The sequence below is a fragment of the Microbacterium ginsengisoli genome (genome assembly GCF_000956535.1).
Taxonomy (GTDB): Bacteria; Actinomycetota; Actinomycetes; order Actinomycetales; family Microbacteriaceae; genus Microbacterium; species Microbacterium ginsengisoli.
In genome coordinates this window covers 21,530-32,660 of the sequence record NZ_JYIY01000056.1, presented here as the reverse complement: position 1 = coordinate 32,660, position 11,131 = coordinate 21,530, and the positions used below count along the sequence as shown (strand labels likewise).

Sequence of the window (11,131 nt, the reverse complement as noted above, 5' to 3'; positions counted from 1 at the left end):
CCTCCCCCCTTCCCCCCCACTCGCCGAATCCATCTCTCGGCGCCGATTCCAGCCGTCAGCAGTGCTGCGAGGGGGTGGAGTCGGCGGGGCGGGGTGGATTCGATGAGGCGCCGCCGGGAGTGCGCGAGCGCTCGCCGTCGCGCCGCCGCATCCTCCCCGGCTGGCGGGGGAGCGGGCGGGTCCCACAGATGCCGCGGGCGGCGTCGCCGACGGATCGGGGCGGCGCAGAGTGAGGCGATGGATGTCCCCGCCGCCCGCCGCGCGATTCGCACCCGCGCCGCGCTGCTCCGATTCGGCATGGCCGAACGCGAGCTGAGCCGCCGCGTCGAGTCGGGGTCGCTGCGTCGTCTGGGGCGCGGACTCTATGCCGATGCCACTTCGATCGACGCGCTGCGGCCGGAGGACCGCCATCTTGTGCACATCGCCGCGGTCGATCGCCGTGAATCGGGTGCCGCGCACGTGTTCTCCCATCTGTCGGCAGCGGTCCTGCATGGGCTTCCGGTCTACGGAACCCGCACGCACCCGGTGCACGTGTCGTCGACGGCCGTCGACGGGCGAGTGTCGGCTCATCCACGCATCGCCCGACATCGCCGCGACCTCGACCCAGTGCATGTCACGAGCGTCGGTGGCGTCAGATGCACGGATCTCGCGCTGACAGTCGCGGATGTCCTCGCCACCGAGTCGCCGGAGATCGCTGTGTCGGTCATCGATGCCGCGCTTCGGGGCGTGGCGTGGGTCGATTCCTCGCACACCTACGACGATGTCGCTCACGACGGGTTCTGCCGTGAGGTGGCAGCCCATCTGCCGCCGGGGCGTCGCGGGGTGCGACGCGCGCGGCGCATCCTCGAGATGGCCGACGGTCGCGCTCAGCTCCCCGCGGAGAGCGTCAGTCGACTTCGCCTCCTCGATGCGGGCTTCGCGCGCCCGCGTCTCCAGGTGCCGGTCGGCGGTCCCCGCGGCGAGACGTTCTATGTCGACATGTCGCTGGACGACGTCGACGCGTGGGCCGAGGTGGATGGCCGCGCGAAGTACGCCGATCCCGCGCTGCGCGGCCCGGACGTCTCAATGGAGCAGGTGCTGTGGCGCGAGAAGGAGCGTGAGGATTGGATTCGGGGTGTCACAGGTCGCCGGGTCATCCGCTGGGGGTCCGCCGACATCGCGACTCCCGATCGATTCCTCGCGCGTCTCGCTGCGTTCGGCGTGCGCCCGCCTCACTAGCTCGTCCCGCTTGCCTCGCCCCCCCCGCCCCGCCGGCGGCGAGTGGATTCGGCGAGAAGTCGTTGACTCGGCGAAAGTGGATGGGCGTCACACCCCACCGCACGACCCCGACCACACCACACCACCCGACCACGCCACACGTCGCGACAACACCAGGCCACGCCACACCACACCACGCGACCGCACGCCGCGCCGCGCGACCGCACGCCGCGACCCCCACCGACACGCCCGGGTTGCCGGGGCATCCGATATCACGTACGATTGATCTTTGGTGCTTTGCGCCTGTATTGGCGTGTCGTTGCACCGAATCCCATCCACCGCAGACCGACCGGTCTGCCCGTCGTCAGCGAGGCTATGGCAAAGAAAGACGGTGTCATCGAGATCGAAGGCACGGTGTCCGAGGCGCTCCCCAACGCGATGTTCCGCGTCGAGCTCACCAACGGTCACAAGGTGCTGGCAACGATCTCCGGAAAGATGCGGCAGAACTACATCCGCATCATCCCCGAAGACCGCGTGGTCGTGGAGCTCAGCCCCTACGACCTGACCCGCGGCCGCATCGTCTACCGCTACCGCTGACGGCAGCACTCCGGTCGAGAAGTAACGTCCCCGGCTCCGGCGGGGGAACGAAGACAGCGAACAGGAAACGCATCATGAAGGTCAACCCCTCGGTCAAGCCGATCTGCGACCACTGCAAGGTCATCCGCCGCCACGGCAACGTGATGGTCATCTGCAAGTCGAACCCGCGCCACAAGCAGCGCCAGGGCTGAGCAGACAGAAGCTTCGTCGGGATGCCGCGGGCCGCGGCATCCCGAACCCCACAACTGAACACACCACACCAGGCAGGATCAGAACCCGCATCACGCGGGGGACACCTCGGGTCGGAGGCCCGAGCACCGATCCTGCTCCACACCTCCGACGACACTCCTAGGAGAGCCGCATGGCACGTCTCGCCGGCGTCGACATCCCGCGCGACAAGCGCGTGGTCATCGCCCTGACCTACATCTACGGCATCGGCCGTACCCGCTCGATCGACATCCTCAAGGCGACCGAGATCAGCGAGGACATCCGCGTGAAGGACCTCACCGACGACCAGCTCGTCGCCCTCCGCGACTACATCGAGGGCACCTACAAGGTCGAGGGTGACCTCCGCCGTGAGGTGGCCGCCGACATCCGCCGCAAGGTCGAGATCGGTTCCTACGAGGGCCTCCGCCACCGTCGTGGCTTGCCCGTGCGCGGTCAGCGCACCAAGACCAACGCGCGTACCCGCAAGGGTCCCAAGCGCACGGTCGCGGGCAAGAAGAAGGCCGGCAAGAAGTAAAGCGCGCCAGAAGGTTTAGGAGAGAATTCGCATGGCTGCACCCAAGACCGCTGCGCGCAAGCCGCGCCGCAAGGAGAAGAAGAACATCGCGCTGGGCCAGGCCCACATCAAGTCGACGTTCAACAACACGATCGTCTCGATCACCGACCCGTCGGGCGCTGTGATCAGCTGGGCCTCGTCCGGTGGCGTGGGCTTCAAGGGCTCGCGCAAGTCGACCCCGTACGCGGCCGGCATGGCCGCCGAGTCGGCCGCCCGTCAGGCCGCCGAGCACGGTGTCAAGAAGGTCGACGTCTTCGTGAAGGGCCCGGGTTCGGGCCGCGAGACCGCGATCCGCTCGCTGCAGGCCGCCGGCCTCGAGGTGGGCTCGATCCAGGACGTGACGCCGCAGGCCCACAACGGCTGCCGTCCGCCGAAGCGCCGCCGCGTCTGATTGTCCGGAGCCGGGGCCGCTCCTCCCGCGTGTCGGGTGAGCGGTCTCGGCATCCGCTGTTTGACAGGATGCCGCGGCCCGCGCGTCGAGCGATCGCACGGCGCGCGCGTGGCATCCGCTGATCACAACTCAACACCTCAACACCAGCAAAGTGTCATATAGCGGGCACTTAGCCGAAAGGAACACATCGTGCTCATCGCACAGCGTCCCACTCTGACCGAGGAGAAGATCGAGGAGTTCCGTAGCCGTTTCGTCATCGAGCCGCTCGAGCCCGGCTTCGGTTACACCATCGGAAACGCGCTGCGTCGCAGCCTCCTCTCGTCGATCCCCGGCGCGGCCGTCACGAGCATCCGCATCGACGGAGTCCTCCACGAGTTCAGCACCATCCCCGGTGTGAAGGAGGATGTGACCGAGATCATCCTCAACATCAAGCAGCTGGTCGTCTCTAGCGAGCGCGACGAGCCCATCACCGCGTACCTGCGCAAGACGGGCGCCGGCGAGGTCACGGCCGCCGACATCTCGGCTCCGGCCGGTGTCGAGGTGCACAACCCCGAGCTGGTCATCGCGACGCTCAACGACACCGCTCGCTTCGAGCTCGAGCTCACCATCGAGCGCGGCCGCGGCTACGTGTCGGCGACCCAGAACCGCAACGAGTACGCCGAGGCCGGGCAGATCCCGATCGACTCGATCTACTCGCCGGTGCTCAAGGTCAGCTACCGCGTCGACGCGACGCGTGCCGGTGAGCGCACCGACTTCGACAAGCTCGTGCTCGACGTCGAGACCAAGGCTGCGATCGCCCCGCGCGACGCGGTGGCCTCGGCCGGTCGCACGCTCACCGAGCTGTTCGGTCTCGCCCGCGAGCTGAACGTCGAGGCCGAGGGCATCGAGATCGGCCCCGCGCCGGTCGAGACGGTGCTCTCGAACGAGCTGTCGATGCCGATCGAGGACCTCGATCTGTCTGTGCGTTCGTACAACTGCCTCAAGCGCGAGGGCATCAACACCGTCGCCGAGCTCGTCGCCCTCTCGGAGACGCAGCTCATGAACATCCGCAACTTCGGTCAGAAGTCGGTCGACGAGGTGCGCGACAAGCTCGTCTCGCTCGGTCTGTCGCTGAAGGACTCGGTGCCCGGTTTCGACGGCGCCCAGTTCTACGGCGGCTACGACGACGAGACCGTCTGACACCCGCAGACACCGAAGACTTCGACCACACACTGGAGCGATTGAGACATGCCTAAGCCCACGAAGGGTCCCCGCCTCGGAGGCGGCCCCGCCCACGAGCGCCTGCTGCTTGCGAACCTCGCCGCGGCGCTGTTCACCCACAAGTCGATCACGACCACCGAGACCAAGGCCAAGCGCCTGCGTCCGCTGGCCGAGCGTCTCATCACGTTCGCGAAGCGCGGCGACCTGCACGCGCGTCGTCGCGTGCTGAGCGTGATCGGTGACAAGGAGGTCGTGCACGTCCTCTTCACCGAGATCGCGCCGCTGGTCGCCGAGCGTGAGGGCGGCTACACCCGCATCACCAAGGTCGGCAACCGCAAGGGTGACAACGCGCCCCTCGCCGTGATCGAGCTCGTGCTCGAGCCGGTCGCGAAGAAGAAGCCGGCTGCCAAGAAGGCTGCTGCTCCGAAGGCCGCCCCGGCCGAGGTCCCTGCCGAGGCTCCGGTCGAGGAGACCCCCGCCGAGGAGGTCGTCGAGGCTCCGGTCGAGGAGGCTCCCGAGGCTGACGTCGCCGAGACCAAGGCTCCCGCCGAGGAGACCGCGGCCGACGAGGACGCCAAGTAAGCCGCAGCATCCGCTGTTCGATGGCCCGCACCCGCTGAGGGTGCGGGCCATCGTCGTTTCCGGGCGTCGTACCGGACCCAGAAACCTCAAGATTTCCGCAAGATTTCCGCAAGACCGCAATTCGAATGTCAAGGCTTCGCGAAGTGGGCACCTCTGCTCGGCCGATTCCCCTAGCGTCGATGGAGGCGCGAACCCGAACGCGTAGACCCCCGGCTCACCCGGCCACGCAACGAGGGTCATCGATGGCCCCGGAGTGTCCCGTGCAGGATGCCCCGGGGTCATCCGCAGACCCCGCGCCGCCCGTCCCGAATACAGCAAAGAAGAGCCCATGGCGCGACGCCGGCAGTGGGGTACGGAGCGCGACCCCGCTCCTCTCTCCGCCGTGCACGGACGCCCGTCCGCCGCGAAGCTCGCTCTCGGTCGTCTGGCGATCCAGCTCACGATCGTCATCTGGGCGATCTATGTGCTGAGCGTCGTGGTGAACCAGTTCTTCACCGACGGATTCGGCAACGGCTGGCGCGTGGTCGAAGCGCTCTCGTACGTCGTGGTGGTCACGGCGCTGACGTTCTCTGCGCTCATGTACCTGATCCAGCGGCAGGGTGCCTTCAACCGCTTCGTCGAGCATGTGCGTGTGACGCGTGCGGAGCTCGACCGTCACTTCTTCCACCACGACCGCCCTCTCACAGTGCTCATCCCCTCGTACGCCGAGGAGCCGGATGTCATCCGCAAGACGATCTGGTCGGCGGCGCTGCAGGAGTACCCGTCGCAGCGCATCGTGCTGCTCATCGATGACAGCCCGAATCCGACGAAGCCGGATGTGCTGGCGCGTCTGACGGAGACCCGCGGCATCCCGGAAGAGATCATGGAGCGCCTCCGGGTTCCGCGGGAGAGGTTCGGCGAGGCGCTGCTGACGCTCGAGCACGAGCTGCTCGTGGCGGGTGACGAGCGCGAGCTTCCCGAGGGCGCGATCGAGCGCCTCGCGATCGAGTACGGGTTCGGTGCCGCCTGGCTGCGCGACCAGGCCGCGCAGGAGCACCGCGACGACCACGTCGACGCGTTCTACATCGACGAGATCCTGCTGGGGCTCGCGGGCGACCTCGAGGCGACCGAGCTCAACCTGCGCGCCGCGCTCGCGGGTGGCGAGGAGATCCCGCTCGCGCGCCTGATGCAGCTGCACCGTCGTCTGGCGTGGATCTTCACGGTCGAGATCGGCGCGTTCGAGCGCAAGCGCTACGCGAACCTGTCGGCCGAGGCCAACAAGGCGATGAACCTGAACTCGTACATCGGGCTCATCGGCGGCCGCTACCTCGAGGTGGAGTCCGACGAGGGTCTGCTGCTCATGCCGGCTCCGGCGGGCGCGGCGAACGCCGTCAGCATCCCGTACTGCGACTTCGTGCTCACTCTCGATGCCGACTCGCTGCTGCTGCGCGAGTACTGCCTGCGCCTCGTCTACTTCCTCGAGCAGCCGGGTAACGAGCGGGTCGCGGTGACGCAGACGCCGTACTCGTCGTTCCGCGGTGCGCCGACGCGCATCGAGCGGCTGGCGGGCGCGACCACCGATCTGCAGCACATCCTGCACCAGGGCATGACCGCCCACAACGCGACCTTCTGGGTGGGGGCGAACGCCGTCATCCGTATGGACGCTCTCGACGACATCATGCAGATCGATGTCGAGAACGGCTTCGAGGTGCGCCGTTACGTGCAGGACCGCACCGTCATCGAGGACACCGAGTCGAGCGTCGACCTGGGGGAGCACGGCTGGTCGCTCGTGAACTACCCCGAGCGGCTGAGCTATTCGGCGACGCCGCCGGACTGGGGTTCGCTCATCGTGCAGCGCCGTCGGTGGGCGAACGGCGGCCTGCTGATCATGCCGAAGCTCTGGCGCACCGCGAAGGAGCGCCGCAAGGCCGGCGATCCGATGAAGGCCATGGAGCTCGCGATCCGGGTGAACTACATGGCCTCGATCGCGTGGGCGAGCTTCGGCCTCGTCTTCCTGTTGGCCTACCCGTACGACAACCGTCTGGTGAGCCCGCTCGTGCTGGCGGGCGCGCTCCCGTACTTCATCGCGATGGCCTTCGACCTGCGCTACACCGGGTACAAGGCGATGGATGTCGTGCGCATCTACGGCTTCAACCTGATCCTGCTGCCGGTGAACCTCGCGGGCGTCATCAAGTCGATCGAGCAGGCGGTGACGGGGCGCAAGATCCCGTTCGCCCGCACCCCGAAGGTCGCCGACCGCACCGGTGCGCCGCTGCTCTACATCGTCGCGCCGTACGCGATCGTGTTCTTCTCGATCTACGTCGGCTGGCTCGCGTTCGTCAACCACAACTGGGGCAACTTCGCCTTCGCGGTCGTGAATGCGGTGTGCGCGTCGTGGGCGATCCTCGCGTACATCGGCATCCGCAACTCGATCATCGACCTGTGGATCGGCTTGACCGACTGGATGTGGGTCGAGAAGAAGCCGAAGCGTGTGCGCCAGGCCGCGGCGGTCGAGGAGTTCGACTGGCGCGAGGCGCTCGAGGTCGGCCCTGCCCCGCCGGGCGCCGAGGGGCGCAAGGGTCGCGTGCGCCGTCGCCGGCGCACGCCTGTCGCCGTGCCGGTGGCGTCCGCGGCGGCGACTCCTCCCGTGAAGAAGAAGCACGTGCCGACGCAGACGATCGAGCTGCCGGTGATCGACGCCGAGCCGCGCGTGGCGCGCCCCGCGGCGCCGGTGGCCGGCGCGGCTGCGGCGCCCGTCACCGAGCCGCTCGCGGCGCCCGCCGCAGAGCCCGCCGCCGAACCGCCCGTGGTCGCGCCGACATCCGGAACGCCGTTCGCCGGGGTCGAGATCGACGCGGAGCTCGCGGTGGTCGATGCAGAGGGCCGCATGGTCTCCGACCGTCCCCCGGTCCTCGAGCCGGATGCCGTGCCCGCGCCGGCGTTCGCCGCCGATGCGACCGGCGCGGTCACGGTGCCGGCCGAGTTCGCCGGGGTCGAGGCTGTCGAGGAACTGCTGCAGGCGGTCGCGCAGGACGACCGATCGGATGCCGCGCCCCGCCCGGCGCTCGTCGACGCCGAGGCCCCTGCCGTGCCCGTGTTCGCTGCCGGGATCACTCCTCCCGTGTCGCCGCGTCACGCCGCGGCATCCGACGATTACGAGCGCGACGAGACGCAGATCCCTGTCGCACCGATCGGGTCGCACTCGGAGAGCCCCGCCGAGCGCGCGGCCGCGTGGCGTGCGGCTCAGCGCGAGCGCTCCAACGCCGCGCGTGCCGCGGCGGAGCGGGAGAACCCGATGCCGCCGCCGGTCGAGATTGTGGATGCCGCGGCATCCGTCGCCTCGCAGCCGGCACCCGCGTCGCCCGAGACGGCGAGTCCGTACGTGCATGTCGTGGGGCCGTATCACCCCACCGCGGCGCACGCCGAAGGCGAGGCGCAGGCGCTGCACGAGGTGACGGAGCACCAGCGGGCGTTCTTCGCGCAGCACGAGCGACCGGAGCCGCAGCCGTGGGTGCAGCGGCCGGCGGCGTCGGCGGGTGCCGGGGCGCCGCAGGCGTCCGCTCCGCAGATGCCCGTCGCACCGCCGCGTCCTGTGCCGCCGCCGAGCGGCGCCGGGGCACAGCCGTTCGCGGCGCCCGGCTTTGCGCAGCCCACGCAGCCCGGCTCCACGCAGCCGACGTACGCGGCGCCGATTCCGCCGAACTACGCGCAGCCGGCTGCACCCGCTCAGCCGTCCTACACCCAGCCCGCTTACGCCCATCCGCAGCCGCCCGCGCAGCCCGTCTATGCCCCTCAGTCGCACCCGCAGGCGGCGCCGATCCGGGCGCAGGCGGTGCCGGTGCCCCCCGGGGCGCCGATACCGTCGTTCGCTCCGCACTACGGTGCGCCGTCGGGCCAGCCCCATGGGGTACTCGACCCCCGGGGCGGCGCCTACCCGGCCACCGGCTCGCCTCAGGGGCAGCCCTACCCGCCGGCGCAGCAGTTCACCGCTCCGGCCGCGCCGTCGGTGCCCGGCGCCTACCCGCCCGCTCCCGCCTACCCCGGCATGCCGCCGGCGGGTGCGGGCCAGCCCGGCGCGAACGCCTTCCCCACGCAGCAGCCGGGCTACCCGGCGCAGCCCGGCTACCCGGCGCAGGCCGGCCCCGCCCAGGGCGGCTACCCCACGCAGGGGTATGCCGCGCAGTCGGGCCAGCCCGCTCAGCCCCCGGCGAGCGGCAACCCGCCCGCCGGTTACCCCCAGAACGGCCACCCGGCTCAGTCGGGTTACCCCGCACAGTCGGGCTATCCCGCGCAGCCCGGCTACCCGACGCAGAACGGCTACCCGGCGCAGAACGGCTACCCGGCGCAGCCCGGCTACCCCGCCGCGCCCGGCGCTGCGCCCTACCCGCCCGGCTACCCGGCGGCGGGCTACCCGGCCGCCCCGCCGGCGCAGAACTACCCGCCGCGCCGCCGTGAGGTCGCCCCGGGTGCCAACGGACCGCAGGGTTACACGCGCCCGCAGATGCGCGACCTCGAGCGCGCGGCGTGGCAGAACGCCCCGCTGTGGCCATCGGTGCCCGAGCCCGGACAGCCGATGCCCGCCGACTGGAACCCGGGACAGGATCGCATCCTGCCGCGCGCCCGCGAACGGGCCACGGGCACCCCGCTGTGGCCCGACGAGCCCGAGTACCGCGGCTACCACGGTGACCGTCGGGCTCCGGTGCCGCCGCGCGAGCGCGCGCAGCAGTACGCCGCCGACCAGCAGGTTCCGCGCGCGAAGCGCGCCCGCCAGCGTGACCTGTGGCCGGGTTCGGAGTGAGCGTCGAGCCCACGGGTGACGCGAGCGGTTCCGGCACCACCACCGCTCCCGTGCGCGCCCCCCGCCGTCCTAGCCGCCACGAGGGCAAGCGGTTGTCCGTGTGGCGGGTGCTGCTCGCGCTCGCCGTCGTCACCGCGGTCATCACGGGCGGTGCGTTCGGTGTGCCGTATCTGTTGCGTCAGGCGCAGGTGACGCCCGCCGCGTTGACCGGATGGTTCGCCCCGTATGTCGATGTGACCACAACCCGGCAGCAGGACTTCGTCACCGAGATGGGCGCCCCCGAGAGCGAGGTCGTGCTCGCGTTCGTCGTCGCGCAGGCGAAGGATCAGTGCGTGCCCACGTGGGGTGCCGCGTACACATTGGATGCCGCGGCATCCGCTCTCGACCTCGATCGCCGTCTTGCGAAGCTGCGCTCCCAGGGGGGCGACGCGATGGTGTCGTTCGGCGGTCAGAAGAACACCGAGCTCGCGTCGGCGTGCGCCGATGAGGCGTCGCTGCAGAAGGCGTACGCGGCGGTGATCGACCGCTACGAGGTGGGCTCGATCGATCTCGACATCGAGGGCGCTGCCCTCACCGATACGGCCGCCGCCACACGGCGGGCGCAGGCGGTCGCCGCGCTGCAGAAGGAGCGTGCGGCGAAGGGGCAGCCGCTCGAGGTGTGGGTGACGCTGCCGGTGGGTCGTCAGGGGCTCACCTCCGATGGTCAGGCGGCGGTGCGCACGCTGCTTGCTGCGGGCGTGACGCTCTCGGGTGTGAACGCGATGACGATGGACTACAACGTCGACCTCGGCGGTGCGACGATGGGGCAGGTCGCGATCGACGCGTTGAGCGCGACGCATGACCAGGTCGAAGCGCTGTGGAGCGCGGCCAAGATCACCCTTCCCGAGGGCGGTGCATGGGCCCTGATCGGGGCCACGCCGATGATCGGGCAGAACGATGTGACATCCGAGGTCTTCACCATCGCCGACGCGCAGAAGCTGAGTGAGTTCGCGGTGTCGAAGGCGATCGGCCGCATGTCGATGTGGTCGTTGAATCGCGACCGCACCTGCGGGCCGAACTATCCCGACCCGAAGGTGGTCTCGGCCGACTGCAGCGGTGTCGACCAGGGCGGGCAGTCGTTCGCGACCGTGCTGTCGGCGGGGCTCACGCAGCGGCCGAGCGCATCGCCGGCGGCGTCGAGCGTGCCGACGCCGGTGACCTCCGACGACCCGTCGACGGCGCCGTACCCGATCTGGTCGCCCGACCAGTCCTACTCGGTGGGTGTCAAGGTCGTCTGGCACGGCAACGTCTACGTGGCGAAGTACTGGACGCAGGGCAATCCCCAACCGGATGACCCGACTCTCGCGGCGACCGAGAGCGCCTGGACGCTCGTCGGCCCGGTGCTGGCGACCGACACGCCGTACGCGTTGCCGAGCGTCGCCCCCGGAACCTACGCGGCCTGGTCGGCGTCGGTCGCCTATCACGCCGGTGACAAGGTGCAGGTGGGTTCGACCCCGTACGTCGCGAAGTGGTGGACGCAGGGCGACGATCCGTCGCTGTCGCAGACCGATCACGAGCGGTCGCCGTGGCAGGTTCTCGGCCAGTAGACGGATGCCTCGTCCCGCCG

Annotated in this window: 10 protein-coding genes; all 10 read left to right on the top strand. The window is 70.0% G+C overall.

The genetic code is table 11. From position 1 onward, the window contains the following. On the top strand, nucleotides 1–233 hold a 233-nt coding region (locus RR49_RS15940), incomplete at its 5' end, for a hypothetical protein (RefSeq protein WP_211255130.1). A gap of 4 nt (nucleotides 234–237) precedes the next feature. After that, on the top strand, nucleotides 238–1,218 hold the full coding sequence (locus tag RR49_RS02575; protein WP_045246424.1) for a hypothetical protein: 981 nt from the start codon (nucleotides 238–240) through the stop codon (nucleotides 1,216–1,218). Nucleotides 1,219–1,572: 354 nt separating this feature from the next. After that, nucleotides 1,573–1,794 carry a translation initiation factor IF-1 gene (gene infA, locus RR49_RS02570; protein ID WP_013583992.1) on the top strand — a complete coding sequence of 74 codons (222 nt, stop codon included), beginning with the start codon at nucleotides 1,573–1,575 and terminating at the stop codon, nucleotides 1,792–1,794. 74 nt (nucleotides 1,795–1,868) lie between these two features. Then, entirely contained in the window at nucleotides 1,869–1,985 is a 117-nt protein-coding gene (gene rpmJ, locus RR49_RS02565; protein WP_022893853.1) for a 50S ribosomal protein L36, read from the top strand. A 170-nt stretch (nucleotides 1,986–2,155) separates the two neighbouring features. Beyond that, nucleotides 2,156–2,536, top strand: coding sequence for a 30S ribosomal protein S13 (gene rpsM / locus RR49_RS02560; RefSeq protein ID WP_045246417.1), 381 nt, complete (start codon nucleotides 2,156–2,158; stop codon nucleotides 2,534–2,536). A gap of 31 nt (nucleotides 2,537–2,567) precedes the next feature. Then, nucleotides 2,568–2,966, top strand: a complete 399-nt coding sequence (gene rpsK, locus RR49_RS02555) for a 30S ribosomal protein S11 (protein WP_045246416.1) — start codon at nucleotides 2,568–2,570, stop codon at nucleotides 2,964–2,966. Between the two features lie 189 nt (nucleotides 2,967–3,155). Next, a complete protein-coding gene (locus tag RR49_RS02550; RefSeq protein ID WP_045246414.1) occupies nucleotides 3,156–4,145 on the top strand; it encodes a DNA-directed RNA polymerase subunit alpha in 990 nt (329 codons plus the stop codon). Nucleotides 4,146–4,193: 48 nt separating this feature from the next. Then, entirely contained in the window at nucleotides 4,194–4,748 is a 555-nt protein-coding gene (gene rplQ, locus RR49_RS02545; protein WP_045246412.1) for a 50S ribosomal protein L17, read from the top strand. A gap of 328 nt (nucleotides 4,749–5,076) precedes the next feature. After that, the gene (locus tag RR49_RS16080) at nucleotides 5,077–9,525 is read left to right on the top strand and encodes a glycosyltransferase family 2 protein (protein ID WP_048809378.1); all 4,449 of its coding nucleotides are present in this window, start codon (nucleotides 5,077–5,079) and stop codon (nucleotides 9,523–9,525) included. Further along, nucleotides 9,522–11,111, top strand: a complete 1,590-nt coding sequence (locus RR49_RS02535; protein ID WP_211255129.1) for a chitinase — start codon at nucleotides 9,522–9,524, stop codon at nucleotides 11,109–11,111. The genes RR49_RS16080 and RR49_RS02535 overlap by 4 nt, the downstream gene beginning before the upstream one ends. Nucleotides 11,112–11,131 lie beyond the last annotated feature (20 nt).